The organism is Mesorhizobium sp. B2-1-1, assembly GCF_006442975.2.
Taxonomy (GTDB): Bacteria; Pseudomonadota; Alphaproteobacteria; order Rhizobiales; family Rhizobiaceae; genus Mesorhizobium.
On sequence record NZ_CP083954.1, the window covers coordinates 3,972,846 to 3,997,852 of the forward strand.

22 protein-coding genes and 2 tRNA genes are annotated in these 25,007 nt (G+C 62.0%); 15 read left to right on the forward strand and 9 right to left on the reverse strand.

The features are described 5' to 3' along the window. Positions 1-129: 129 nt before the first annotated feature. Positions 130-1,293 (reverse strand): cysteine desulfurase family protein, encoded by a 1,164-nt coding sequence (locus FJ972_RS19590; protein WP_140522190.1) that lies wholly within the window; start codon positions 1,291-1,293, stop codon positions 130-132. A gap of 241 nt (positions 1,294-1,534) precedes the next feature. On the opposite strand from FJ972_RS19590, the gene FJ972_RS19595 reads away from it, so the two are divergent. Together FJ972_RS19595 and FJ972_RS19600 are read left to right on the forward strand one after the other, a co-directional pair. Then, the gene (locus FJ972_RS19595) at positions 1,535-2,209 is read left to right on the forward strand and encodes an alpha/beta hydrolase (protein WP_140493883.1); all 675 of its coding nucleotides are present in this window, start codon (positions 1,535-1,537) and stop codon (positions 2,207-2,209) included. 16 nt (positions 2,210-2,225) lie between these two features. After that, positions 2,226-2,876, forward strand: coding sequence for an FMN-binding negative transcriptional regulator (locus FJ972_RS19600; RefSeq protein WP_140493885.1), 651 nt, complete (start codon positions 2,226-2,228; stop codon positions 2,874-2,876). A gap of 17 nt (positions 2,877-2,893) precedes the next feature. Here the strand turns inward: FJ972_RS19600 and FJ972_RS19605 are convergent, their stop codons facing one another. The 4 genes from FJ972_RS19605 to FJ972_RS19620 all read right to left on the reverse strand — a co-directional run bounded on the left by FJ972_RS19605 (position 2,894) and on the right by FJ972_RS19620 (position 6,505). Continuing rightward, positions 2,894-3,562 carry a phosphatase PAP2 family protein gene (locus tag FJ972_RS19605; RefSeq protein WP_226880350.1) on the reverse strand — a complete coding sequence of 223 codons (669 nt, stop codon included), beginning with the start codon at positions 3,560-3,562 and terminating at the stop codon, positions 2,894-2,896. A gap of 190 nt (positions 3,563-3,752) precedes the next feature. After that, positions 3,753-5,402 (reverse strand): ArnT family glycosyltransferase, encoded by a 1,650-nt coding sequence (locus FJ972_RS19610; RefSeq protein WP_181173487.1) that lies wholly within the window; start codon positions 5,400-5,402, stop codon positions 3,753-3,755. A gap of 43 nt (positions 5,403-5,445) precedes the next feature. Beyond that, positions 5,446-5,778 carry a lipid-A-disaccharide synthase N-terminal domain-containing protein gene (locus FJ972_RS19615; RefSeq protein WP_140493889.1) on the reverse strand — a complete coding sequence of 111 codons (333 nt, stop codon included), beginning with the start codon at positions 5,776-5,778 and terminating at the stop codon, positions 5,446-5,448. After that, the gene (locus tag FJ972_RS19620) at positions 5,771-6,505 is read right to left on the reverse strand and encodes a glycosyltransferase family 2 protein (RefSeq protein ID WP_140522028.1); all 735 of its coding nucleotides are present in this window, start codon (positions 6,503-6,505) and stop codon (positions 5,771-5,773) included. The genes FJ972_RS19615 and FJ972_RS19620 overlap by 8 nt, the downstream gene beginning before the upstream one ends. Positions 6,506-6,805: 300 nt before the next feature. Here FJ972_RS19620 and tyrS point away from each other — a divergent pair, with 300 nt between their 5' ends. Then, positions 6,806-8,059 (forward strand): tyrosine--tRNA ligase, encoded by a 1,254-nt coding sequence (gene tyrS / locus FJ972_RS19625; protein ID WP_140522026.1) that lies wholly within the window; start codon positions 6,806-6,808, stop codon positions 8,057-8,059. A 7-nt stretch (positions 8,060-8,066) separates the two neighbouring features. Here the strand turns inward: tyrS and FJ972_RS19630 are convergent, their stop codons facing one another. Next, positions 8,067-11,456 (reverse strand): DUF3971 domain-containing protein, encoded by a 3,390-nt coding sequence (locus FJ972_RS19630; RefSeq protein ID WP_140522024.1) that lies wholly within the window; start codon positions 11,454-11,456, stop codon positions 8,067-8,069. 95 nt (positions 11,457-11,551) lie between these two features. Here FJ972_RS19630 and FJ972_RS19635 point away from each other — a divergent pair, with 95 nt between their 5' ends. Further along, positions 11,552-12,019 (forward strand): peroxiredoxin, encoded by a 468-nt coding sequence (locus FJ972_RS19635; protein WP_140493897.1) that lies wholly within the window; start codon positions 11,552-11,554, stop codon positions 12,017-12,019. Between the two features lie 159 nt (positions 12,020-12,178). Then, positions 12,179-13,483, forward strand: coding sequence for a M23 family metallopeptidase (locus FJ972_RS19640; RefSeq protein ID WP_140522022.1), 1,305 nt, complete (start codon positions 12,179-12,181; stop codon positions 13,481-13,483). Between the two features lie 36 nt (positions 13,484-13,519). On the opposite strand, the gene FJ972_RS19645 is transcribed toward FJ972_RS19640, so the two are convergent. Beyond that, positions 13,520-13,687: a hypothetical protein gene (locus FJ972_RS19645; RefSeq protein ID WP_181168489.1), complete on the reverse strand. Its 168-nt coding sequence runs from the start codon at positions 13,685-13,687 to the stop codon at positions 13,520-13,522. A 148-nt stretch (positions 13,688-13,835) separates the two neighbouring features. Here FJ972_RS19645 and FJ972_RS19650 point away from each other — a divergent pair, with 148 nt between their 5' ends. The 9 genes from FJ972_RS19650 (at position 13,836) to FJ972_RS19690 (ending at position 23,357) form a co-directional block, all read left to right on the forward strand. Continuing rightward, positions 13,836-14,999, forward strand: coding sequence for an ROK family transcriptional regulator (locus FJ972_RS19650; RefSeq protein ID WP_140515776.1), 1,164 nt, complete (start codon positions 13,836-13,838; stop codon positions 14,997-14,999). Then, positions 14,999-15,763 (forward strand): ATP-binding cassette domain-containing protein, encoded by a 765-nt coding sequence (locus tag FJ972_RS19655; protein WP_140493903.1) that lies wholly within the window; start codon positions 14,999-15,001, stop codon positions 15,761-15,763. The genes FJ972_RS19650 and FJ972_RS19655 overlap by 1 nt, the downstream gene beginning before the upstream one ends. 39 nt (positions 15,764-15,802) lie before the next feature. Further along, positions 15,803-16,843 (forward strand): sugar ABC transporter substrate-binding protein, encoded by a 1,041-nt coding sequence (locus FJ972_RS19660; protein WP_140515774.1) that lies wholly within the window; start codon positions 15,803-15,805, stop codon positions 16,841-16,843. A 105-nt stretch (positions 16,844-16,948) separates the two neighbouring features. Continuing rightward, positions 16,949-17,944 (forward strand): ABC transporter permease, encoded by a 996-nt coding sequence (locus FJ972_RS19665; RefSeq protein ID WP_140493908.1) that lies wholly within the window; start codon positions 16,949-16,951, stop codon positions 17,942-17,944. Next, a complete protein-coding gene (locus FJ972_RS19670) occupies positions 17,941-18,726 on the forward strand; it encodes an SDR family NAD(P)-dependent oxidoreductase (RefSeq protein WP_140522020.1) in 786 nt (261 codons plus the stop codon). The genes FJ972_RS19665 and FJ972_RS19670 overlap by 4 nt, the downstream gene beginning before the upstream one ends. Before the next feature lie 157 nt (positions 18,727-18,883). Beyond that, entirely contained in the window at positions 18,884-19,087 is a 204-nt protein-coding gene (locus FJ972_RS19675) for a CsbD family protein (RefSeq protein ID WP_140493912.1), read from the forward strand. 860 nt (positions 19,088-19,947) lie between these two features. Further along, a complete protein-coding gene (locus tag FJ972_RS19680; protein ID WP_404927179.1) occupies positions 19,948-20,166 on the forward strand; it encodes a hypothetical protein in 219 nt (72 codons plus the stop codon). Then, on the forward strand, positions 20,163-21,569 hold the full coding sequence (locus tag FJ972_RS19685; RefSeq protein ID WP_140522018.1) for a 50S ribosomal protein L11 methyltransferase: 1,407 nt from the start codon (positions 20,163-20,165) through the stop codon (positions 21,567-21,569). The genes FJ972_RS19680 and FJ972_RS19685 overlap by 4 nt, the downstream gene beginning before the upstream one ends. 36 nt (positions 21,570-21,605) lie before the next feature. Then, entirely contained in the window at positions 21,606-23,357 is a 1,752-nt protein-coding gene (locus tag FJ972_RS19690) for a sulfatase-like hydrolase/transferase (RefSeq protein ID WP_140522016.1), read from the forward strand. Positions 23,358-23,682: 325 nt separating this feature from the next. Here FJ972_RS19690 and FJ972_RS19695 read toward each other — a convergent pair. Next, positions 23,683-23,759, reverse strand: a tRNA-Asp gene (locus tag FJ972_RS19695). A gap of 216 nt (positions 23,760-23,975) precedes the next feature. Between FJ972_RS19695 and FJ972_RS19700 the strand changes: the two genes are divergently transcribed. Beyond that, positions 23,976-24,051, forward strand: a tRNA-Val gene (locus FJ972_RS19700). A 25-nt stretch (positions 24,052-24,076) separates the two neighbouring features. Here the strand turns inward: FJ972_RS19700 and rbsK are convergent. Next, positions 24,077-25,006: a ribokinase gene (gene rbsK, locus FJ972_RS19705; protein ID WP_140493918.1), complete on the reverse strand. Its 930-nt coding sequence runs from the start codon at positions 25,004-25,006 to the stop codon at positions 24,077-24,079. Position 25,007: the final 1 nt, after the last annotated feature.

The following is a 25,007-nucleotide window of genomic DNA, read 5'->3' on the forward strand; positions in this document are numbered from 1 at the left end:
GCCGGATAAGCACCCAAGGAGCACCCGCGGCGGCGTAAGTTTCATATAGTGCGCCTCGGCCGGAAATTCACCCGGCCAGCATGAAACGCACGGCTCTACCAGGCCGAAAGGCCCAAATTCGTCCAACCGCTACGCGGCCTTCTCCTTGCCCACCCGACGTGCGGCGATTTCTGCCAACGCCAGGCGGAACGCCTCGATGTCCTGCGCGCCGGTCGCCGCGCCGATCGACAAGCGCAACGCACCCGGACTGTCACCTTGACCCATGGCCTTCAGCACATGGCTCGGACCGACTTTACCCGACGAGCAGGCGGAACCCGCCGACAGCGCCACACCGGCCAGGTCGAAGGCGATCTGTACCGTTTCGGCCTTGGCGCCGGGAATAGCGAAGAATGTCGTGTTGGCAAGCCTCGGTGCGCCGGTTCCGAAGATTTCCACGTCCGGTATCAACATTTTAACGATGGCCTCGATCTCGTCGCGGCACCGACGCAGGGCGTCGATGGCCTCCAATCCGATGAGAGCCTCCCGCGCCGCCGCGCCAAATCCCGCAATGCCGGGCAGGTTCTCGGTGCCGCCGCGATGGCCCTTTTCCTGGCCACCGCCGTTGATGAGCGGCTTCGGCATCATCAGATCGGCAGCGGCGACGATGGCGCCGACGCCCTTGGGGCCGCCAATCTTGTGCGACGACAGTATCAGATAGTCGGCGTAACCCGCCGAAATGTCGATCGAAATGCGCCCTGCCGCCTGAACCGCGTCTACGACGAGGACACCGTCGACCGCCTTTACGATTTCGGCGATACGATCGACCGGCTGGATGACACCAGTCTCATTGTTGGCGGCATGGATTGCCACCAGCGGCAGGCCGGCGGCCTTATCGTGCGCGGCAAGCGCGTTTGCCATTGCTTCGAGGTCGACAATTCCATTGGCGTCGACGCCGATCCGCGTCACCTGCGAGGCCGGGAAGGACCCGCCGTTCAACAGGCAGGGGTGGTCGGCTTCGCAGACATAGAGATGGCTCATGCGGATGGTCCCGCGCCCCATCCGCCAATCGGGCGTCAGCAGCGTCGAGGCGGCTTCCGTGGCGCCTGACGTGAACACGACATGCCCAGCCTTGGCCTTCACCAATTCCGCCACATCACGCCTTGCAGTTTCGATCAGGCGACGCGCCGCACGCCCTTCGGCATGGACCGATGATGGGTTGGCGGCCACATCGAGCGCCGCGACCATAGCCTCGCGTGCCGCTGCAAGCAGGGGCGCACTGGCATTGTAGTCGAGATAGGCGCGCATTCCGGCCATTTTCTTCCAGTTGGTCCCGTCAGAAGCCATTCCACCGAGATATCGCGTTATTTCCTTGAAATTCCAAGGCAAGCCGTCCTATTTACGCGGCTTGCGGCGCGGGCAGCCGGACGATTGCGTTCCGGCCACCCAGTTTTGAACAATTCTAAACTAGCTTCTATGAAGACGCTCGCCCTGCGTCAAGGCCAGAGGAAGGTTCTCCGGGCGCCGCGCATTCTTATTACCCAAGTTGGAGTATTTCATGCCTGAGGTCATTTTCACCGGTCCGGCCGGCCGTCTGGAGGGTCGATACCAGCCCTCGAAGGAAAAGAGCGCGCCGATTGCCATTGTCTTGCATCCGCACCCGCAATTCGGCGGGACGATGAACAACAAAATCGTCTACGACCTCTTCTACATGTTCCAGAAGCGCGACTTCACCACGCTGCGCTTCAATTTCCGCGGCATCGGGCGCAGCCAAGGCGAATTCGATCACGGTACCGGCGAATTGTCGGATGCGGCCGCCGCACTCGACTGGGTGCAGTCGCTGCATCCGGATTCCAAGAGTTGCTGGGTTGCCGGCTATTCGTTCGGCTCGTGGATCGGCATGCAGCTTTTGATGCGCCGGCCCGAGATCGAAGGCTTCATCTCGGTCGCGCCGCAACCCAACACCTACGACTTTTCCTTCCTGGCCCCCTGCCCCTCCTCGGGGCTCATCATCCATGGCGACGCTGACAAGGTGGCGCCGCCGAAGGACGTGCAAGGCCTGGTCGACAAGCTGCACACGCAAAAGGGCATCACCATCACGCAGAAGACATTGCCCGGCGCCAATCATTTCTTCGCCAACGATGCCGAACTGCTGATCGAGGAATGCGCGGATTATCTCGATCGCCGGCTGGCCGGCGAATTGTCGGATCCGCGCCCGAAGCGGCTGCGCTAAAGGACGGATGATCGCGATGTACCAGCCTCCTCATTTCCAGGAAACACGGCCGGAGGTGCTGCACGGGCTGATCCGGGCACATCCGCTCGGCCTCTTGGTTTCCAGCGGACCCGAAGGGCCGGTCGCCGACGCCATTCCGTTCCTGATCGACGCCGATGTCGGGCCAAATGGCAGGTTGCGCGCACATCTGGCCAAAGCCAATCCGCAATGGCGGCTTATCGCCGACAATCCGGCCTCGACGGTGCTGATCGTCTTCCAGGGCAGCGACGCCTATGTGACGCCGTCCTGGTACGAGACCAAGCGCGAGACCGGCAAGGTGGTGCCGACCTGGAACTATGCCATCGTGCAGGTACGCGGCACCGCGAAGGTGATCGATGATCAGGACTGGCTGGCGCGGCAGATCGCCGACCTGACGGCATCGCAGGAAGGCACGCGTGAGGCGCCATGGGCGGTAACGGATGCGCCTGCCCCGTTCATCCAGTCGCAGATCAAGGGCATCATCGGGCTGGAGATCGAGATCGCCGAAATCCATGGCAAATGGAAGGTCAGCCAGAACCGTCCCGTCGCGGATCGCGCAGGCGTTGCGCACGGGCTTGAAAGCGAGACGGCAAATTCGTCCGACATGGTGAACCTGGTAAGGTCCTATGGCGGACTGAACGGCGACTAAATCCCAGGCTCGATGGATCAGACGGCCGTTCGGCTTGTTCGACCGATCAGCCGAAACGTCTGCTTGCGCACCGGCAATCCCGATCGTGTCGGGCTGAAGATGAAGCCGAGCCGGGCAAAGACCAGTCCGCAAACCAGCGCGAAGGCAAAGCCAAGACCAAAGCCGGCGACGGTATCACTCGGATAATGCGCGCCGACGAAGACCCGCGTCGAGGCGATGCAGGCCGTGATCGGCAAGGCGATGTACCAGCGCCGCGGGAACAAAAGCAGCAGGATGCCGAACACGGCCCCCATGGTCGTGGCGTGACCGGACGGGAAACCGGCAAAGCGCGCATCGAAGGCGAAGGGACGCAGCGAGAGCACGCCGAGATCCTGAAAATAGAGCGGACGCGCCCGGCCGACCGCATATTTCAGGACATTGACCAGCAGGCCGGACAGACCGACGGCGCTCAGTGCAAGGAACGCCAGGCAGGTCCAGTTGTAGACGAGCATCAATGACCGCCGCGACAGGCTTCGCCAGTCCGTCAGATTGGCCCCTATGAGCAAGAGTGCCGGCGGGATGAGATACCAGCCGCCCAGGCCGAACTGTGTCAGGAACTCGGCGAGCCGGCCGAAGCCCGCCGACCACCGGCCGTGCAGCAGTCCCGCCGGCGTGTCGAGGCCGACGAACGCCGCTGCCGTGAGCAAAATCCAGGCCGAGATCCAGAGCGGCCATAGGACCTTGGGATACGAGGCGGAACGAGCGGCGAAGCGCCCTCTCACGATCCGCAGCGTGTCGCGGAAATTGCCAACGGACCGACGCACCACCGCAGCGGGCGCAACGGATACGGAAGGGCGCGGTTTCACCAGCATTGAAAACCCGATCCCATTGTCGAACTCATTGGGCGATACGGAAGAGGCCGAGCGACATTTTGTCTCCCGATGAAAAGTTGAGCCCGTCGATCGTCGTAAGATGGCTCGCCGCCTTGCCTTGCCCCGCCAGCAATCCATTGAGTTTCTGCTCATCCTCGACCGGCGCCAGCCCCAGCGCGCAGGCGGGGTCGGCAAGCAGATGCTTTGCCACGCCATCGATGTCGGTCAGTATCGTTTTCGTGCCCACCAGGAACACAAGGCTCGGCTCGTGATACCGCGCCGACGCCAGCACCGAGGTGTCGCAAGGCTTGTAGACGCGCACAGCCTGGTTGATCGCCGGGCTCAGCCATATCGGCTTCAAGGACGGGGCGATGATACCAAACAGCAACCCGTAGGCGATGCCCGCACAGGCGGCGACGGCGCCGATACGGGCAAGCGGCACTTGCAACTGTCGCGAGAAGGCCAGGTAGCCGGCGCCGAGCGCCGACGCGGCGGCCGGAATGCTCCACCACGAGAAAGTATGGGTGAGATAGATCGGGGCGCCCACGCAGACCGCAGCCAGGCCGAGGCTGACCACGACCAGGCCGAATGCAGTCGACCACCACAACCATTGCTGCCAGCGCCGGAGCGGCGCATTGGCTTCCTGCGGCTGCAATGTCAAAAGCCAGCCGATCAGCAGCGCCATGCCGGGATAGGCCGGCAGCACGTAGTGCGGCAGCTTGGTCGGAATCAGTTCGAATACCAGCCAGAAGGGGATGTACCAGGCGAGGCAGAAGCGCAGCCTGACATCGTCGCGCAGCCGGTTGAGGGCTTGCAGGCCGGCGCCGACGGCGATCAGGCCGAACGGCCACATGAACAGCGAATAGGTCAACATGTAGAAGCCGGGCGGCAGGCCGTGCGATTCCTCGCCCTGGGCGACCTTGCCGAGCATATCCTTGCCGACGGCCTGCTGGAGGAAGGCGCCGTGGCTTTTCCAGGTGATCAGGGCGAGCCAGGGCAACACGATCAGCACGACGAGCAGCAGGCCGCGCCCCACCTTGAGCTTCGACAGCCAGCGCCCGTCGCGTTCGAATGCAAACAAGACAGCGATGGTGAGCGCCGACAGCAGTGGGGCGATCGGCCCCTTGATGAGGATCGCGGCCCCTTGCGCCAGCCAGAATATCCACCACAGATGGCCGGCGACGGGCTCGTTGCGGCGCGATGCCAGGTAAATCTGCGCCAGCGCGCCCTGCGCCGCCACGCAGCAGGCCAGCAGCATCGCATCGGTCTTGGCGTCGCGGCCCTCGAAGGCGGTGGCGAAGATCGCCGCCATCACCAGGCCGGCGGCGATGCCGGCACTGGCTCCGAAAAGCCTGGTGCCCGTCCAGGCGATGCCGAGAACGGCCAAGGCGATGCCCAGCGTCGACACCAGGCGGTAGACCCATATTGGTGCGGCGGCGCCCTTGCCGCTCAGAGCCACGGCCGCGGATTGCAGCCAATAGATGCCGATCGGCTTCTGGTAGCGCGAAGCGTCCTGAAAGCGGATGTCGACATAATCGCCGCTCTCGACCATCTGCTTGGTGGCCTGGACGAAGCGCGGCTCGTCACGGTCCAGCGGCGGCATGGACGCAAGTCCCGACACCGTCATCACCAGGCTGAACAGGAAAAGAAGGATGTAGTTCCTGTTCAGCGCCATATTCCAGCCTCTCCGACCATTCTTCCCTGATGCGCAAAGCCGCTCAATCGACCTTCGTCATCGCCGCCTTGCGTTCATTGGCGATCAGCCAGAGATTTCTGATGTAGATGAACAAGCCCATGCCCTGGCCGGCGATGAACACCGGGTCCTGCCGCTTGATCGCATAAATCAGCAACAGACCTCCGCCGAACAGCGAGAAGAACCAGAAGGCGATCGGCACGACGCTTCGCTTGGCCTTTTCCGATGCGAGCCACTGCACGACGAAGCGCATGGTGAAAAAGAACTGGGCGACGAAGCCGAGCAGGATCCACGCGTTGAACTGTTCGATGAAGACCCGGTGGATCCAGGTCACCAGTTCCTGAAGCACGTTAACCATGCGTGATTTCCTCTACTTTTGGCATCCGGCGACGCCTGCGGCGCAGCCACCAGACGCCGCAGAGATCGAGCACGCCCTGCAGGCCACGGTCGAAAATTCCGTAGTTCGACTTGCCGTGGCGGCGGGAGCGGTCGACGACGTCGCAATGCGCGACATGGTATCCTTCCTGGATGACCAGCGCCGGAACGAAACGATGGGTGCCGTCGAAGAACGGCAGCTTGCGCAGGATCTCGGTGTGGACCGCCTTCAGGCCGCAGCCTGTGTCGCGCGTCTCGTCATGCAGGATGGCGTTTCTCAGCCAGTTGGCGAACCGCGATGCCAGTTGCTTGACCTTGCTGTCGCGGCGCTTCAGGCGTTGCCCTTGCGCGGCGCCGTAGTCGGGCCCGGCCCGCCGCAAGGCGTCGACCAGCATGGGAATGTACTGAGGATCGTTCTGGCCATCGCCGTCGATCGTGGCGACGATGCTTCCGCGCGCCGCCCAGGCGCCGGAGCGTACCGAGAGGCTCTGGCCGGCGGATTTCTCGTGCCGCAATTCCCTGACGGGAAACGGGCGAAGTGCTGCCTGCCTGGCGAGAACGGCTGCGGTTTCGTCGGTCGAGCCGTCGTTGACGATGATCAGTTCGAAGTCGCGCCCGGTCATCGCCGCCTCGATTTCATCGATCAGCAGCGGCAGGTTTGCCGCCTCGTTCCTGCAAGGAATGACGATGGATATCAATGCGTCCGGCATGTCGCGTGGGGCTCTGTCGTCGGATATGGCATTGGGTGGATGCCGTGCGGTGCCGCTTGAGGTCGTGGGCTGCAAGGACCTTTTGGCGCGCGCCTCATTACGCCAGCACAAACAATGAAGCAAGCATCCGCGCCGAGAGGCGGCTTGCGGCGTTTCAACAACAAGTGATTGCCAAGCCCCTGGTCGAAGCACGATCGGGCGCAAAACCGGAATCCACTTTTGCTGATCGCGCTTGGGTGCTAAACGCGCGCTTTCACATACGCCCGCGCCGGACGGGCGGACGCTTTCGGGAAAGAAAAGATGCCTGCCTTCAAATCCGATTTCCTGCGCACGATGAGCGAGCGCGGCTTCATCCACCAGACCTCGGATGATGCCGGGCTGGACGATCTCTTCGCCAAGGAGACGGTGACGGCCTATATCGGCTTCGACGCGACCGCCAAGAGCCTGCACGCCGGCTCGCTGATCCAGATCATGATGTTGCACTGGCTGCAGCAGACCGGCCATCGGCCGATCGCCCTGATGGGCGGCGGCACCTCGATGATCGGCGACCCTTCCTTCAAGGACGAGGCGCGCAAGCTTCTGACACCGCGCGACATCGATGACAATCTCGCCGGCATCCGCCGCAATTTCATGCCGTATCTCAAATTCGGCAGCGGCCCGAATGACGCGATCATGGTCAACAACGCCGACTGGCTGATGGAGATCAACTACGTCAATTTCCTGCGCGACGTCGGCCGTCACTTTTCGGTCAACCGCATGCTGGCGTTCGATTCCGTCAAGCTGCGGCTCGACCGCGAGCAGTCGTTGTCCTTCCTCGAATTCAACTACATGCTCCTGCAGGCCTACGACTTCGTCGAGCTCTACAAGCGCCTCGGCTGCCGTCTGCAGATGGGCGGCTCCGACCAGTGGGGCAACATCATCAACGGCATCGATCTCGGTCGCCGCATGGAGGACGCGCAGCTTTATGCGCTGACGACGCCGCTGCTCACCACCTCGTCGGGCGCCAAGATGGGCAAGTCCGCCGCGGGCGCGGTCTGGCTCGATGCCGAGATGCTCTCGCCTTACGAATTCTGGCAGTATTGGCGCAACACGGAGGACGCCGATGTCGGCCGTTTCCTGAAGCTCTACACGACGCTGCCGTTGGACGAGGTGGCGCGCCTGGAGAAGCTCGGTGGGTCCGAGATCAACGAGGCGAAAAAGATCCTCGCCACGGAGATCACCGCGTTGCTCCATGGTCGCGGCGCCGCCGAACAGGCCAGCGAAACCGCACGCAAGACCTTCGAGGAAGGTGCCCTCGCCGAGACGCTGCCGAGCGTCGAGGTTGAAAACGCCAAGCTCGAAGCCGGCGTCGGCATCCTGGCGCTGCTGGTGACCGCCGGGCTGGCGGCGTCCAACGGCGAAGCGCGGCGGCATGTGCAAGGCGGTGCGGTGCGGCTCAATGATCAGCCTGTCAGCGATGACCGTCGCACGGTCACGCTTCAGGATTTGAGTCCGGAAAACGTCGTAAAGCTTTCACTGGGCAGGAAAAAACACACTTTGGTGCGGCCGATCTGAGGCCCCTTCACCGGTACTCGAAGATCGACCTGAATATCCCCGGCGCGATCACCGAGAGCGGGTTGATGTCGAGCAGCGGCTTGTTGGCGTTGCCCTTGAGCCGGTAGGTCACGCCGATCAGGCCGCGGTCGCGGCCATTGCCCAAAAGCGCGCCGACGATGGGCAGTTCACCGAAGATGCGGTTGAGGCCGTATACCGGCATGAAGGTGCCGGTCATGTCCATATTGTTGTTCTGGTCATAGAGCGTGCCCTGGAACGTCGTGCCGATGCGGGGACCGCGCAGCACGCCGTTGGCCAGCCTGAGATAGCCGCTGCCCTTCTCGATCTCGGCGTAGCCGCGTTCGAACTGTACCCGCGAGGTGTCGAGCTTGCCCTTGACCGCCTGATTAAGGCTGCGGCTGTCGCCTGCGGGTGTGGTCGAGACGATGGATGCGAGCTTCGGTTCGTTGACGACGAAGAAGTTCGTCGTGTCCACCTTGCCCTTCATCGGCCCGTCGCCCGCTCCTGACAAGGCCAGGGCAATCGCCCCACCTTCCATGTGCTCGTAGATGTTGAGGAATCTCAGTATCGCACCGGCGTCCGCCGACTGTACGTTAAGCGAGCGCCGGCCGGCGCTGCTCGTGTTGCTGATGGCTATGGCGGCTCCCGAACTTGCAGTGGCGCTGACCTTCAGCCCGTTCACCTTCGAACCGGCCGCGCTGTAGTCGAGCTTGAGGTTGGACAGTTGCTCGTCGTGGAAACCGGTCAGCCGATCGACGTCGGCGCTGACGGAAATCGCGTCGGCGCCCGTCGTCTTGGTCGCGGTGTCGACGTCGGAGGTGAACTGCTTGATCAGCGAGCGGGCATCCAGGGCATTGCCGCTGACGTTGACTGCATAGCCCCTGCCCGATCGCTTGACGGACACCGCCACGTCGTCGCCCCGGTTCAGGGCGACTTTGCTGAACTTTGCCGAGGACAGGGCCCCGTTGACCAGCACGATGTTGCCGTCGACGGAGAATGTCTTGCCGTCGAGGTCGAAGTCGGACAGCGTCGTGGTGTCGCCGGACGTGGTCATGACGAATGTGGCACTTGCGGGGACCCCTGCCCCCTTGCTCCATCCGGCCCAGGGAATGTCGAGCCTGGCATTGGTCAGGTCGGCCGAGACGTTCTGGTTGCCCTCCCCGCTTTTGTCGATCGCTACCTTCACTGTTCCGCCCAGCAACGGGGCCAGCCCCGGCATGGCGGCGGCGCGGATCTTGTCGTCGAGCACCAGGGCCACCTTGCGGCTGCGTGCCGGTCCGCCATCCTCCAGCGGCTCGATCAGGTCGAGTTCGGCCGGAATGCCGTTCAGGGATGCCTTGGCGGAAATGACAGCCTTTTCAGGGTCGACCGTGACGGAACCATCGGCATCCGTCACGGTCTGGCCTTCGAACGGCTTGGCCAAGGAAAGCCCGCTGTAGTCGAGCGATACCAGCCAATCGAGCTTCGAGCTGTCGACGCCGGATTGCAGCGGAATATCGGCCCTGACATGGCCGGTGACGCTGCCGGACAGGTCTTCGGGCAGGAAGCCGACATGGCGCATGGCATTGATCGGCTCGTAGGAGGCAAGTTCAGCGACCGCGGACGCTTCGCCGGCAACGTCGATGTCGAGCGCGCCGACGACCGGCGGGCGGTTGGCCGCCTTGACGGTCAGCGTGCCGTTGCTGGCCGCCACGGTGCGGCCGCTGGGCATGAAGACGGTGCCAGAGGACAGGGAGATATCGACGTCATTGCCGTGGAAGGCGACGACACCGACGGCATCGCGTATCGGCGGAATGCGGCCAGCCGTGTCGAAACGCGATCCTTCGATCTGGAAGCGGCCGAACACCTCGTCGGCGGAAAGCGGCACGCCATTGCCGAGGCGATCAGGCACCACCTGGAATTGAAGATTGGCATCGACGACGCGGCCGCCGAACAGATTGTCCAATACCCAGAGCCGTGCATTGCGCGCCGAAAACCATGGCCAAAGCTGCTTGACGTGCGAGACCGGCATGTCGTGCACGTTGAGCGCCAGATTGATGCCGGGAGCCTTGCCGTCAACGAACTCCACGGCCGCGGTTCCAAGGACCTCGCTGGAAGCGGCCGACCGGACTGCGATCTGATCGGCTACCAATTTATGGCTTTTTGTCTGGTAGACGCCGGCGATGCGGGCAAGGAAGGTGAGCGCTGGCTCCGGCGATTCCGAAGGCGCCAGTGTCGAGCCGTCACTGGTCAGATCGTATCGGTAGGCCGGCTCCTCTCCGGCGGCGCCGGTCGCGGGTCTGGGCCCGATCGAGCCGGCGAAATCGAAGGTCGAGCGGCCGGTCTTCAGCAACAGCCTGTCCACCTGGATCTTGTTGCTGCCGCGGACGAGCGTGGCGCCGAGATCGACATCGGCCGACAGCAGGCCACGCGTGCCGAGATCAAGCACCGATCCCCTGGACGACAGGGCAGCCGTCAGCCGCGACGCGGTGTCGTCGGCCCCCTGCGACCCTTTGAGCGTCACGCTGAGCGCCCCCAACTTGCCGCCGGACGCCATTGCGCCGCTTTCGCCGCCGTCTTCGGCGATGCCGACGGTGGCATCCAGCGACATCACGCGCCGGGTCTCGGCATCGCGGCTGGCGGATGCGGCGACGGTCACCGCCTTGCCGTCGACATTTGCCTGCGAGGAGAACTCCATGCCGCCTGTCCCCGACTGCAGGACGACCGCGTCGGCGACGGTGATCAACCTGACCGCCTCGGTGTCGGGCAAGACGAATGCCACATTGTGAAGATCGATACGGTGCAGCGATTCCTCGCGCACCGCATCGAGAGCGTGATTGATGTTGGCAAAGAGCGCATCGGACAATTTTTCGGGATCGATCAGCCCGTCCCGATTGCGCAGCTCGGCCGTCCAGTCGCCGCCCGACGGCATCGCCGCGGTAACGATGCGCGCATCGGAAATCCTGGCGCTGGTCAGCCGCACCTCGCCTCGAAGCAGCGGCAGCAGGCGGATGCCGAAACGCACCCTGCCCGCATCGGCCATGGGTTTACCGTCGCTGGCCTTCAGGCTGACGTCGCTCACCTGGAGCGCGACGAAGCTCGAACTGTCGAGGGTGATGCGGGCCGGCCCGACCGCAACATCGACATCGACACCCGCTAGCTTCTCGATGGCGGCCTCCGCCTCGACGCGCAGCCGGTCGGCCCCTATTCCGGAGACACCGATGAGATAGACAGCCACCCCCGCCAGCAGCACCAGCGCAACGGCGCCGGCAAACAGCCGCGATAGGATACGAAAGCCGCGGCCGATCGCCGCCTGGCCGAGCGGCGGAACGCGGCAAGCCGATGGCAAGGCGCCCAGGTCGGTGATTTCATCCCGCCTGAACCTGATCTTCTCGTGCTGCGGTTGCTCCTGATCCACGCAATTTTCCGTTCTACGAACTCGCTCGTGGACGAATCCCCGCTCGACACTATATCGGTGTGGCTTCGCGCGTAACCTCAAACAAGGGCATGGATATGGCTGACCTCAATGTGGGCGATCCCGCGCCGCAATTCGAGTTGCCGCGGGACGGCGGTGGTTCGCTCAGCCTGGCCGGCTTTGCCGGCAGACCTGTCGTCCTCTACTTCTACCCACAGGACGACACCACCGGCTGCACCGCCGAAGCGATCAGCTTTTCGCAGCTGAAGCCGGAGTTCGAGAAGGCCGGCGCCGTCGTGATCGGCCTGTCGCCCGACAGCGCCAGGAAGCACGACAAGTTCAAGTCGAAATACGATCTTACCATCGACCTTGCCTCCGACGAGGAGCGCAAGGTGATCGAGGCCTACCACCTTTGGGTCGAAAAATCGATGTATGGCCGCAAATACATGGGTGTCGAGCGCGCGACGTTCCTGATCGGCCGCGACGGGCGCATCGCCAGGATCTGGCGCAAGGTCCGCGTCAAGGGCCATGCCGAGGAGGTGCTGGAAGCTGTGCGGGCGATTTGAGGGGGCGCCTCCGCGCCCTTGTTTTCAGAAAGCGACGCGAAGCAACCCCATGCTCGCTTTGCGGGCAATTCTTGCCGGCGTCTTGCTTCGGCAAAGCTTTGTTAACCTTAATAATGTGTAGTCGGGCTGTCGTGGTGTCGTAAACGAAAGCTTGGTCCCGTGAACGCAACCGGTCAGTCCGCGATCTTTGGCAGGCGCAAGGAACCGCATACAGTCATCATCGCCCGCGGCAGCGAGATCAGGCACTTCACGATCCGGCCCTGGCTGGTTGTATTTCTCGGTTCGGCGCTGGCGGCGATCGCCATCGGTTACCTGCTGGCCACCTCCTATCTCGTGCTGCGCGACGACCTGATCGGCGCCACCACCGCGCGCCAGGCGCGCATGCAGCAGGCTTACGAAGACCGCATCTCGGCGCTTCGCGCCCAGGTCGACCGCATCACCAGCCGGCAGTTGCTTGACCAGCAATTGATGGAAACCAAGGTGAGCGAGCTTTTGGAGCGCCAGACGCAACTCAGCCAGCGCCACGGCCGCCTCGGCCCGCTGCTCGACCGCGCCGAAAATGAAGTCGGCGCAGCGACGGCCGAAGATCCGGCAGTGCCGGCAAAGCCTGACAAACACGCCGAAGTGACCGGCAGCATCCACCAGCCTGCTCAAAGCTACGCGCTGGCCAGCCTCGGCGCCGCCCCTGGCGCCGCCGACACCAGGCCGTTCTCCCTGTGGGCGACCCGCTCCGATCCGCTGCCGAACGATTCAGCCGCCGATCGTGCCGACAAGCTGTTCATTTCGATCAACAAGTCGTTGAAATCCATCGAGAATGACCAGCTCACGCGCATCAGCATACTTGCTGACAACGCCTACAAGAATGCCGACGCCATAACCCAGGCGCTCGAGGCGGCCGGGCTGCCGGTCGACAGCGACTTCGGCAAGAACGAAAGCGATGTCGGCGGACCGCTGATCCCGCTTGACAGCTCGATGTTTTTCGACAGCAAGGTCAAGGAACTGGACGAGGCGCTGGACACGCTCGACCAGCTCAAGAAGGAAGCACGCCGGCTGCCGCTCGCGAATCCCGCACCCGGTCATTCCGTCACCAGCCCGTTCGGGGTGCGCACCGACCCGATCCTCGGCACGGCCGCCCTGCATTCGGGAATGGACTTCAGGGCGCCGATCGGCATGGCGGCCAAGGTCACCGCGCCAGGCGTGGTCATCAAGGCGGGCTGGAATGGCGGCTATGGCCGCATGGTCGAAATCGATCACGGCAATGGATTTGCCACGCGCTATGGACATCTCAGCGAAATCAACGTGACCGTGGGCGAAAAAGTGGATGCCGGCGCTGTCATCGGCAAGACCGGCAGCAGCGGTCGCTCGACCGGCCCGCATCTGCATTACGAAGTCCGCCACAATGGCGAAGCGATCGATCCTTTGCGTTTCCTCACGGTCGGCAAGAAGGTCGCGCAGTATCTCTAACGCACGGGCCCAGGCCGCCGCCATCCCGCGCCGTCCTCATTGCTTTTTCGCATCCTTGTCGCCGTTCAGGGCTTTTCCCTTTCGAGGCGACCGCAAATTGTCGAAGCCCATATAGTGGTCGGTATCAGATGTGTTCCATCTGCCGCCCAGGCAGATGATGGCAATGGCCGCGGCGAAAATCAGCAAGACATAAATCTTATCCATGTCCCGCTATCTAGGGCGCGGTGATCAGCCGGACACCGGCCGGCTTTTCCGCCGTAGCGGGCGCGCCCTCAAATGCGGCGCATTTTTGAATTCCATTTGACTGAATAAATATTTGGTGCCAACCTTGCCTCAACCGGGGACGCAAGGCATGGCATTGCGAGGGACCAATCAGGAGTTCGGGCGGCCGTACAACCGGCGCATCGTGCTCGAATCGATCCGCCGGTACGGCCCCATCGCCAGAGGCGATATCGCCAGGCACGTCGGCCTCACCGTTCAAACCGTATCGACCATCGTTCGCGAACTGGAGGAGCAGGGTTACGTCCTGTCCGTACGCGAGGAGCCGAAGGGCCGTGGCCTGCCACCGGCGACGCTGCGCATCAATCCCGAGGGCGGCTATGCCGTCGGCATCCACCTGACGCCGCTGGGGATCGACGCGGCGCTGATCAATCTCAGCGGTGACGTGATCGACAGCTTGCACCGCGAGGCCCCCAACGCGACGCCCGATCATGCGTTCGACCAGGTCCGCGCCATGGTCCGCGACCTGACCGGAACGCGCGCCGCGGGCCGCGTCATCGGCATCGGCATGGCGCTTCCCGGCCCGTTCGGCGTGGACACGATGAGCTTCATCGGGCCGACCACAATGGCCGGCTGGAAGGACGTGGCGCTGCGCGAGCGGCTGACGGCGGCGACGGGATTGCCGGCCTTTTTCGACGGCGACATGGCTGCGGCCGCCATGGGCGAGCGCCTCTACGGCATCGGCGCCCAGCATTCCGAATATTACTATCTCTATTTCGGCGTCGGACTTGGCAGCGCCATGATGCATGACGGCAGCGTGCTGCGCGGCGCCTGGGGCAATGCCGGCGAGATCGGCCATATTCCCGTCGTTCCCAATGGCGAGCTTTGCCCGTGCGGCAATCGCGGTTGCCTCGAACGTTATGTCTCGCTCGAAGCGCGAGGGCGCTGGAAGGGCAGCGATGCCGATTGGGTCGCCGAGGTCGGCCCGATCTTCCGCAACGCCATTGCCATCATCGAGAACCTTTTCGACCCCGAGACGGTCGTGCTCGGCGGGCTGGCGGCCCCGGACCTGCTCGAACGCCTGGCGAGATCGGCTGCGCCTCTGCACAATTCGGTTTCGGCCCGCAAGGATCGCAAGACGCCACGCATCGTCGTCGCCGGCGGCGGCCAGCAAGCCGTGCTGCGCGGCGCGGCCGCATTGGCCGTCTCTGGCGTGTTGTCGCCACGCTTCGGCCAGATGTTCACCGCCGAGCGCGAACGCGGCCGCGATATTCTGACAGCCAGGGAGGTTGCCTGATGAGCGAACCCTTGCTGGTGCTCGACAACGTCACCAAGAACTACGGCGCGATCCAGGCGCTGAAGGGTATCAGCTTCTCGATCGGCAAGGGCGAGGTGGTCGCGTTGCTGGGCGATAACGGCGCCGGGAAGTCGACGCTGGTCAAGATCATCGCCGGCGGCCTGGAGCCCACCTCCGGCCGCATGCTGTTCGAAGGTAAGGAGTTCCTTGCCAAATCCCCCGCCGAGGCCAAGGCGGCGGGCATCGAGACCGTCTATCAGGACCTGTCGCTGTGCACCAATGTCGACGTGGTGGCCAATTTCTTCATGGGCCGTGAGATCACGCGCAAGGTGCTCGGCATTCCAGTGCTCGACGAGCGGGCGATGGAGGCCGTGGTCGGCAAGGCGCTTGCCAGCGCCGGCACCCGTATTCCGTCATTGCGCACCAATGTCGAGCATCTCTCGGGCGGCCAGCGGCAAGCCATCGAGCTCAACCGCTTCGTGCACTGGGGCGGCAAGCTTGTGCTGCTCGACGAGCCGTTCGCAGCGCTTGGCGTCGAACAGACGCGGCGCGGCCTCGACATGATCCGCCAAGTGGCGAACCAGGGCATCGGCGTCGTCATCATCACCCACATCATGCAGCAGGCCTTCCAGGTCGCAGACCGGATCGTGGTGATCCGGCAAGGCGTCGTGGCCGGCGATGTCGCACGCAACAAAACAAGTCCCGATGCGGTGATCAACATGATCACCGGGGAGACGCTTGCCGGTGCCGGACCGGCGGGCTGAGGGACAAAAGAGGGGTCCGGCACTAGAGGAGCCAACGACATGAAACGAATACTTCTTTCTGTCCTAGGTATCCTGGCACTGGCAGTTGCCACGCTCACGCCGGCATTCGCCCAGTCCAAGGGTACCGTCTACTACATGGTGCCGACCTTGCTCGATGAGTTCCAGACCGGCTCGGTGAGCGCGCTGGAACTGTTCCTGAAACAGGTCGGCTACGAGATGAAGACGCTGAACGCCGACAACAAGACCGACGCCCAGCAATCGCAGATGAACGACGTCATCGCGCTGAAACCGAAGGCGATCATCCTGGCCGCCGTCGACTTCAACGCGCTGAAGCCGTCGATCGAGGCCGCGCGCGCGGCCGGCATACCTGTCGTGGAATTCGATCGCCAGATCACCTCCACTCCGTCCGACTTCACCTCGGTAGCCGGCACTGTCGAGATCGGCCACGTCGCCGCCGAACAGGCCGAAGCGCTGCTGAAGGCCAAGAACGGCGCTGTGAAGGGCAAGATCCTGCAGGTGCTCGGCGACCCCGGCGATCCCTACACGCTGGACATCCAGAAAGGCTTTGAAGAGAAGATGAAGGCGTTCCCGGACGTCAAGATTATCTCGCTGCCGGCCATGCAATGGGAGGCCAGCAACGCCGGCACCATCGTCGCCGACCAGATGCTTGCCAACCCCGACATCGACCTGATCTTCAGCCACGCCGCGCATCTTTCGGTCGCCGCCGTCGCCTCGCTCGAGGCCGCCGGCAAGAAGCCGGGCGACGTCATGCTGATGAGTTCGAACGGCGCGCCGGTCGGCCTCGACCTGATCCGCAAGGGCTGGCTCAACGTCGAAGTCGAACAGCCGCTCTACGCGCAGGCCGCGGCCGTCGCCATGTTCATGGACAAGGTCGTCAACAAGCAGGAAATCAAGCCCGGCGACTATGACGTGCTTGGGCTGAAATCAGTGGTGACCAAGGAGGCCTGGGGCCCCAACATCAAGATCCCGGGTGCCGCGATCACCAAGGAGAACGTCGACAATCCAGCCTTCTGGGGCAACCAGAAGCCGCCGACGGACACCGTTAAGCCCGTCGAATAAACCTTCCCCAGAACGGCTCCGGGCCACCCGCCCGGAGCCGCCCTGCCCGGCAGAATTGCCCGGCATAGAGCCGCCGCGGCATTCGAACCCAAACCGGATCAGCCCATGAGCCCCCGCACCCGTCAAATCCTCGAGTTCGTCCTCGATAATCTCGTCTGGTTCATGCTGGTCTTCGTGCTGGTGGTGTTCTCCCTTTTCATTCCCAACTATTTCCAGCTCGGTATTTTCGCCAACATCATCGAAGCCTCCAGCGTGCTGGGCGTGATGTCGATCGGCCTGGCGCTGGTCATCATCGCCGGGCACATGGACCTGTCGGTCGAATCGGTGGCCGCGCTCAGCGCCATGGCGGTCGGCATCCTGTTCTGCTCTTCGGGCATCGGCATCGGCGTGCAGTTGCATCCGGACTGGCTGATGGTGCCGGTCTCGCTGCTGCTGGCGCTTGCCGTCGGCGGCGTCATCGGCGCCTTCAACGGATTCCTGGTCGTCAAGGTCAAGATGAGCGCCTTCATCATCACGCTGGCCTCCTACATCTGGGTGCGCGGCCTGGTGCTGGTCATTTCGGGCGGCCGCTCGGCGCAGGATCTGGCGCCTGCCATCCGCTGGTTCGGCATCCAGCGGCTGATCGGCCTGCCGCTCACCGCCTGGATCGCGATCGCCTGCTTCGTCGTCTTCTCGCTGATCATGGCCAAGACGCCTTTCGGCAGGCATCTGGTGATGATCGGCGGCAACGAGACAGCGACCTTCCGCGCCGGCATTCGCGTCAACCGCAACCTGATCATCGCCTTCGTGCTTGCCGGCGCCATAGCCGGCCTTGCCGGCTGGCTGCTCGCCATCCGCACATCGGGCGCCACCGCCAATCTCGGCGTCGGCCTGCTGTTCAACGCCTTTGCCGCCGTCGTCATCGGCGGCGTCAGCCTGAAGGGCGGCGTCGGCACCTTACCCGGCGTCTATGCCGGCGTGCTGCTTTTGTCGGCAATCAACACGGCGATCAATCTGATGGGCCTGCCCGCCAACTTCACCCAGGTCATTCACGGCCTGCTGGTGCTGGCGGCGGTTCTGCTCGACGCCTTCAAGCAAACCATTCGCCAGAGGCTCGCATGACCGTACGGCCAGAGACCGGAAGACTGTCGGGCAAAGTAGCGCTGATCGTCGGCGCCGCGCGCGGCATCGGCAAGGGCATCGCCCAACGTTTCGCCGAAGAAGGCGCCAGGCTTGTGCTTGCCGACACCGAGATCGAGGTGGGGCGAGCGACCGCCAGTGAACTTGACGCCGCCTTCATCGGCACGGACATCTCGCTTTTGGCCGATGTCGAGGCCGCCGTCGCGCTGGCGCTCGCGCACCATGGCCGCCTCGACATCATCGTCCAGAACGCCGGCATTTATCCCTGGCAATTGCTGGAGAACACCAGCCCGGACGACTGGGATCGCGTCATGGCGGTCAATCTGCGCGGCAGTTTCAATGCCGCTCGCGCCGCACTGGTGCCGATGAAGGCGCAGCGCCGCGGGCGCATGCTGTTCACCTCCTCGATCACCGGACCGCACGTCACCAGTCCCGGCCACGGCCACTATTCCGCGACCAAGGCAGGCATAAACGGGCTGATCCGTTCGGCGGCGCTCGAATTCGCCGGCTACGGCATAACCGTCAACGGCGTCGAACCCGGCAACATTCTCACCGAGGGAATGGAGCTTCACCGGGGTGCTGCCTTCATCAAGAACATGGAAGACGCCATTCCGCTCGGCCGGCTGGGCAGCCCGCGCGACGTCGCCAATGCCTTCCTGTTCCTGGCCTCCGACGATGCCAGCTACATCACCGGCACCACGATTGTCGTCGATGGCGGGCAATTGCTGCCGGAGGGGAGCGACTTCAGGCTGGCGCCGCCGTGAACAACGCGTGAGGGGAACAAGAAAGCCAGCGCACATCATCACTGATGCCAAGCGCAACCGCAGCGTTCCCGCTGGCGGTGATCGACGGGGATTTGGCCCACCGGAACCTCATGGCGATACACCCGTTCTTCCATGTGTGATTCAGGAGATAGCCACAATGGATTGGAACCGCGTCGAAGGAAACTGGAAGCAGGTCAAGGGTAAAGTCAAGGAGCAGTGGGGGAAGCTCACTGATGATGATCTCGACCGCATCGCCGGCAAACGCGATCAGCTTGAGGGCATTATCCAGGAACGCTACGGCATCGAGAAGGATCGCGTACGCCGGGACGTCGACGACTGGTATAGTCGGCAGGGCTGGTAGATAGCAGAGCTGCCAGGGGAGGCGTCTTTGCCGAGAGCCGTTATGCCAGCGGTCGGCGGGCTCTCTCCGCCCTTCCCGGTCATCGGCATAATGGCGCTCCGGCGCGCAAAAAGGCACAACGTCTACACCTGCAAGATCTGCGGCCAGCAAGCCGATATGCGCCACCAACGCCGGTGGATGAACAGCCGGATCATAGGCCCTTGAGATCGGCTGGAACTCGCCCATGTGGCGCAGATGTTCCGTTATCGCGGAATATCGAACCATAAGGTTTTCTGGCACTATAGTTCCTGGCGGACCCCAACCCGCCTGGCCGGCGTCCTGCAAGTCGGGTTTACCCCACCCGCCCCCAAAAAAGGGCGCCGGCCACCTCGGCTCGGCACGGCGCCAAGTACATCGTTGTTCAAGCAGCCCCACGCTATGATGTTACAGGTCAAGGAGCGACGCAATCGACGCCCTAGCGGCAGCAACCGAGAAGCCGATCTCCCACTGATGCCAAACGCAATCGTGTCCCCCCGGCGGCATCATTCATCGAACGGGCACGTGCCGGCGATATGGTCGAGCGGCAAATATGAGGACTATCGCCTTCACTGCTTCGCCAACCCCGCCGCGACGAAGGCGTTCCTTGGCCATTTTGGCGGAGACCTGTTCGATCCCAAACCCGATCGCAAAAATCCGAGATGTTTGGCGCCGCACGGGCGACGGAGTGGCTCACTAGCGACACGCTGTCGCGGCCATTTCCGTCACCACAAGTTTCTCGAAGTGTGAAAGATTTGTGACAAATGTCTGGTCAAACGCGTTGGATCGCATTAAAGGCGCATTAAACAGCAACCGCGCGCAGAGCCGATGGGGAGTATGGGCCTTTGTACAAGATGAGACTGACAGCTTCACTTGGGATGCTATATTTATTGAGTCTGACGGTGTCGGCTCACGCATATCTCGACCCGGGCACCGGGAGCATGCTGCTGCAGGGCTTGATTGCAGGTGTCGCGGCGGGCACCACCGTGTTAACCATCTATTACAATCGCCTCAAACTGCTGTTGGCGCGCATTTTCGGTAAGAATCGTACAGACCGGAAATGAAAGGTTCAGGACTAGTTTTTGAGGATGGATCGTTCCGAGATCCTTCCGGGTCGGTCTTTGTTTCCGATGGCCGGGTTTTCCGCACAGTGACCGACCAGGGCAAAGCGAGCTATGAGGCCGCCCGGGATGCGGGCATCCTGCTACGTTACGCCGAGCTGGATAAAATAGTCCGGACCAGTGAGGTCGCCCCCGCAGATTGGCCCGAGGTCGTAGGAAAACCAGCTTACGTGTTGGAACACGGAGCGATACCATTCGTGAGCTATCCCTACGAATGGTCTTTCGGTGCGTTGAAGGCAGCAGCCCTGCATCATCTTGACCTGCAAATACAACTATTGACCGAGAATTTTGTCCTTTCTGACGCAAGCGCCTACAATGTGCAGTTCGTTGGCTCCAAGCCCATCTTCATCGATATCCTCTCTGTTAGGCCATATCGGGACGGGGAGTATTGGACGGGTCACAGACAATTCTGCGAGCAGTTTCTTAATCCGCTGCTTCTCCGAGCTGTGAAGGGAATCGCCCACAATTCATGGTTCAGGGGTGCGCTGGAGGGCATTTCCACCCGCGATTTTGCTCGCTTGCTGACATTTTCTGAGCGATTTTCGTGGAACATGTTGACCCACGTCACGCTGCAAAGTCGCCTTGAACAGAGCTCCGTGAATGATCCCAGCAACGCTGTCAAAAGGGTTAGCCGAAGCAGAAAGCTACCGCGGGCGGGGTATCACGGCATTTTATCCCAATTGCGCCGGTGGATCGCACGTCTAGAGCCGGCCGACACCGGCAAGACTGTGTGGGGCGCATACGCGAGTATGAACACCTACTCCAGTCAAGAGGCCTCGACAAAGCGGCAAATGATCCACGATTTCGCGGCATCCGGCCAAGTCGCCACCGCAATCGATCTGGGCTGCAATACTGGCGACTTTTCGGTCGCCGCTTTGGAGGGTGGCGCGAAAGCGGTAGTTGGCTTCGATTTCGATCAGACCGCAGTCGACATCGGATTTTTGCGGGCCGCGTCAGCTAAAATGAACTTTCTTCCGTTGTGGCTGGATGCTGCGAACCCCAGCCCTGATCAAGGATGGGCTCAGAAGGAACGAAAGGGTTTCTCGTCGAGATTCAGAGCTGATGCGGTTCTTGCTCTCGCTTTTGAGCACCATCTTGCCATTGGCAGAAACGTGCCTTTGCACCAGGCCGTCAAATGGATTGTTGACGTTGCTCCCACCGGCATAATCGAGTTCGTCCCCAAGGATGATCCAACAATTCGACAGATGCTTGCTCTTCGAGAGGATATCTTCCCCGATTATAGCCCTTCTTCGTTCGAATGCGCACTTACGTCCGTTTCCCGCATTGCGAAGAAACAAACAGTGTCGGCCACCGGCCGTACACTTTATCAATTCGATAGGCGATGAAATAAAAAGAGATGGTACTTTATCGGGTATTTTCGAATGAGTATTAACGCCAATCGCATTGTTAGAATTTCGACGGCATTTCTTGCCTTACTGTTTCCAATATTAGTCCTTTTCGTTTTTTTTCCGTTGGAGCTTTATGCGAAAAACGCCAAGGAATTGGGGTATGATATTTGGCTCCCCACTATTTTCTTTTATGGCGGCGCATTTATCTTGATATTTGTATGCGCTCTAACCTTGTTCGGAATTCGGGATTTCATAAAAAAGGCGTATTTGCTTCTAGGGGCCTTCGTATTACTCGCCGACGTTTTTGCCCCCGTTCAGCTGAGTCGCTTAGATGGCGCAGCATTCACAAGCCCGGAGCCCATCTCCATCACTGCGGTAGAAGTTGCTATCTTGGTCGCGCTGTTGGCGGTGGGTGCAGTTACGACTCTAGGCACGCTGGTTCGGGTTTTTGCCATCCTGTCGATCGCGTTAATTGCCGGATTGGCCACTGTCGCTGCGGGCCTGCCGGTGCCACCGGCTGAAACCGAAAACTCTCCTAAATCCGGCTTGTCTATAAATGGCCGCTCGGACCTTCCAAATATATATCACTTTCATCTCGATGAGATGCAGTCAGATTTTGCACTTGCCGCGATCGAAGAGATGAATGACCGGAGCATTTTTCGCGGGTTTACGTTTATGCGCCGGAATATTTCAAATTATCCTTATACGTTGTCGTCGGTTGCGAGCTATCTGACCGGCACCATATTTCGGAATGGAAGCTTTCCCGCCTGGAGGGCGGCCTTCGATCAAGGATTGCTGAAAGATCTTCGGACGGATGGTTACGCAGTTGATGTTGTGGGGCTTCCGGAGATATTGCAGACAAATGTTGCAGATGTATTTTTCACGCCAGAGCAGATCACCAAGTACCAATACTCGCTCAAACACCCGCAAATTGTCGAATTTTCTGGATTATTGTTTGCAAAATTGTTTCCAAATTTCTTGACAAATGAGGCCTTGGGGTGGGGACACTCGGCCGGCGAGCGGATTAGCGCAGTATTTGAGCGCAAAGCGGAAAGCTACATCCCGAAGACCGTAGAACAAGGCGTCCATCCATTTCAGGCTGTTGTGGGGATGAAATATCTGATCGCGAATGAACAGCGGTTTGCCGCACGCGGTAGATACACATTGTTCCAAGCGATCCTTCCTCATGGCCCCTACGTGCTCGATGCAAATTGCATGGTCGATCCCGAACGTGCGGCGGTCGGGGTCCAGGCTGCCTATAGGTCTCAGGCCAGTTGCGCCATGAAGCTTGTTGTGGAGTTCTTGCAAGAGCTCAAGCGACTGGACCGCTATGACGACGCCATTATCGTCATACAATCTGACCACGGGTCCGGGTGGGCAGGCTTTTTGAATGGACTCGGTGGCTCAGAGATGAGTCCGCCGTATCACTCCGGCATCACCGCATTTGGAGGCACCACCGCAGCATTTGAAAGCAGGTCGATGGCAACCCTCATGATTAAGCCCTCTCAATCGGACTCTGATTTTGCGGTATCTGACGGAGAATCGCAGTTGATCGACGTCTATCCCACAATAATGGACGCGATCGGGCACCAGCCTAACCGACCTCACGATGGTCTGAGTTTGTTGCCCTGCCTAACAGGATCCTGTGAAAGCATCCGCGTGCGCCCGCAAAAATTCTTTGTCTATCCGCACGATGGGGGCATTTCTCCGCTGCTAGCCAATACCGTAGTGTTCACGGCCGGACATGCAGTCTTCACACAAACCGAGACTATACCGGTGCCGTAGCGGTTGAACCGCTTGAATATCGCGATGCGTCCCCCCTCGGCCCGCCCGGTTCATGGACGTTGGGCGTTCCGGTGCGGTCGAGGCCAACGCCGCGCCAGCGGCGCTTCGATCGAGGCGATCTCGGCCAAGATGGCCAATTCAATCGACCAGAACAAGGCGCTCCAGAAGACGTACATGCCGGTCAATCTGGTAGCCGTCTGCGCAGCCCGACGTAGGGGCAGGAAACTGCTCGGCCAGGAACGGAATGAATACGAAAAGTTGAAACTCTCCGGAAAATGAGAGTTGAAACTTTTTCAAGGGGCGGTAGCTAACCCCTTGAAACTAATGGCGCGAGTGACGGGGCTCGAACCCGCGACCTCCGGCGTGACAGGCCGGCACTCTAACCAACTGAGCTACACCCGCGCATTGACGAGCACGTGTCAGCCGTGTTCGTCGTTGGGCGCTGGATAAGGGGTTCGCCACCGGGTGTCAAGCGCACGAAACCATCATAACATCAAACTGGAGAAGGTTTTTTGACAGCCGGCGTGTTGTTCGCAAATACGGCCCGCAACGACGGCGTCCCACGCTCATTTGGCCTTGCGAAGCTGGCCCCGACCGCTTAAAGGTCCGGCCCGGAGCGGGCGATTAGCTCAGTTGGTAGAGCGCTTCGTTTACACCGAAGATGTCGGCGGTTCGAGCCCGTCATCGCCCACCATTCAGGCGCCTTTCATTCAAACGCCTCAGCCCCTCGCCAGCAGCGCCTCGACCTCGTGCAAGTCCGGCATGGACGGCGCGGTGCCTGGCCTCGTCACCGAAATGCCCGCAACGGCGCAAGCAAAGCGTACGGCTTGCAGGGGCTCCATCCCACGCGACAGCGCGGCGGCCAGGCCGCCATTGAAGGCATCGCCGGCTCCCGTGGTCTCGACCACCGGGCCGGCGCTGACGGCGGCGACATGTTCGGACCGATCCCTCGTGTGCAGCAATGCGCCTTTCTCTCCCAACGTGACGATGACGGCGCCGGCGCCCTTTTCGAGCAGCTTGCCGGCGGCTGCGCGGGCGTCATCGACCGAGGCGACCTTCATGCCGGTCAACTCCTCCGTCTCGGTCTCGTTGGGCGTGAGGTAGTCGCAGAGCGAATAGATGCGGTCGGGGAGCCTGGCCGCCGGAGCCGGGTTGAGGATGGTCGTCACCCCTGCCCCGCGCGCGATCTCCAACGCCCGCAGCGCCGCCTCGATGGGCTGTTCGAGTTGCGTCACGAAGACGCCGGCACCACGAATCAGGGCGGCATTGGCCTCGATGTCGTCGGGCGAGATCAGCATCGCCGCGCCGGGGCTGACGATGATGGCGTTGTTGCCGGTGCCCTCCTCGACGAAAATATAGGCAGCGCCCGTATAGCTGTCGGGCGTGTCGATCACGGCATTCTTCACGCCGGCGTCCTTCCAGGTGCGCTTGGCCATGTCGGCGAAGGCATCGACGCCGAGGCGCGTGAGGAAGGTTGCATCGGCGCCGAGCTTACCGGCCGCAACCGCCTGGTTCGAACCCTTGCCGCCGGGACCGAGGGTGAAGGACGTTCCGAGGATCGTCTCGCCCATGCGCGGCTGCCGCGCGGCGCGATAGGCCGTGTCGGCGACAAAGACTCCGAGGATGACGATCGGCTTGCCGGCCAGCATG

What these genes read in the sequence shown, in the direction of transcription:
- FJ972_RS19590 (WP_140522190.1), bottom strand. Translation starts at nt 1,293, where the DNA reads ATGGCCGGAATGCGCGCCTATCTCGACTACAATGCCAGTGCGCCCCTG.
- FJ972_RS19595 (WP_140493883.1), top strand. Translation starts at nt 1,535, where the DNA reads ATGCCTGAGGTCATTTTCACCGGTCCGGCCGGCCGTCTGGAGGGTCGA.
- FJ972_RS19600 (WP_140493885.1), top strand. Translation starts at nt 2,226, where the DNA reads ATGTACCAGCCTCCTCATTTCCAGGAAACACGGCCGGAGGTGCTGCAC.
- FJ972_RS19610 (WP_181173487.1), bottom strand. Translation starts at nt 5,402, where the DNA reads ATGGCGCTGAACAGGAACTACATCCTTCTTTTCCTGTTCAGCCTGGTG.
- FJ972_RS19615 (WP_140493889.1), bottom strand. Translation starts at nt 5,778, where the DNA reads ATGGTTAACGTGCTTCAGGAACTGGTGACCTGGATCCACCGGGTCTTC.
- FJ972_RS19620 (WP_140522028.1), bottom strand. Translation starts at nt 6,505, where the DNA reads ATGCCGGACGCATTGATATCCATCGTCATTCCTTGCAGGAACGAGGCG.
- tyrS (WP_140522026.1), top strand. Translation starts at nt 6,806, where the DNA reads ATGCCTGCCTTCAAATCCGATTTCCTGCGCACGATGAGCGAGCGCGGC.
- FJ972_RS19635 (WP_140493897.1), top strand. Translation starts at nt 11,552, where the DNA reads ATGGCTGACCTCAATGTGGGCGATCCCGCGCCGCAATTCGAGTTGCCG.
- FJ972_RS19645 (WP_181168489.1), bottom strand. Translation starts at nt 13,687, where the DNA reads ATGGATAAGATTTATGTCTTGCTGATTTTCGCCGCGGCCATTGCCATC.
- FJ972_RS19650 (WP_140515776.1), top strand. Translation starts at nt 13,836, where the DNA reads ATGGCATTGCGAGGGACCAATCAGGAGTTCGGGCGGCCGTACAACCGG.
- FJ972_RS19655 (WP_140493903.1), top strand. Translation starts at nt 14,999, where the DNA reads ATGAGCGAACCCTTGCTGGTGCTCGACAACGTCACCAAGAACTACGGC.
- FJ972_RS19660 (WP_140515774.1), top strand. Translation starts at nt 15,803, where the DNA reads ATGAAACGAATACTTCTTTCTGTCCTAGGTATCCTGGCACTGGCAGTT.
- FJ972_RS19665 (WP_140493908.1), top strand. Translation starts at nt 16,949, where the DNA reads ATGAGCCCCCGCACCCGTCAAATCCTCGAGTTCGTCCTCGATAATCTC.
- FJ972_RS19670 (WP_140522020.1), top strand. Translation starts at nt 17,941, where the DNA reads ATGACCGTACGGCCAGAGACCGGAAGACTGTCGGGCAAAGTAGCGCTG.
- FJ972_RS19675 (WP_140493912.1), top strand. Translation starts at nt 18,884, where the DNA reads ATGGATTGGAACCGCGTCGAAGGAAACTGGAAGCAGGTCAAGGGTAAA.
- FJ972_RS19685 (WP_140522018.1), top strand. Translation starts at nt 20,163, where the DNA reads ATGAAAGGTTCAGGACTAGTTTTTGAGGATGGATCGTTCCGAGATCCT.
- FJ972_RS19690 (WP_140522016.1), top strand. Translation starts at nt 21,606, where the DNA reads ATGAGTATTAACGCCAATCGCATTGTTAGAATTTCGACGGCATTTCTT.
- rbsK (WP_140493918.1), bottom strand. Translation starts at nt 25,006, where the DNA reads ATGCTGGCCGGCAAGCCGATCGTCATCCTCGGAGTCTTTGTCGCCGAC.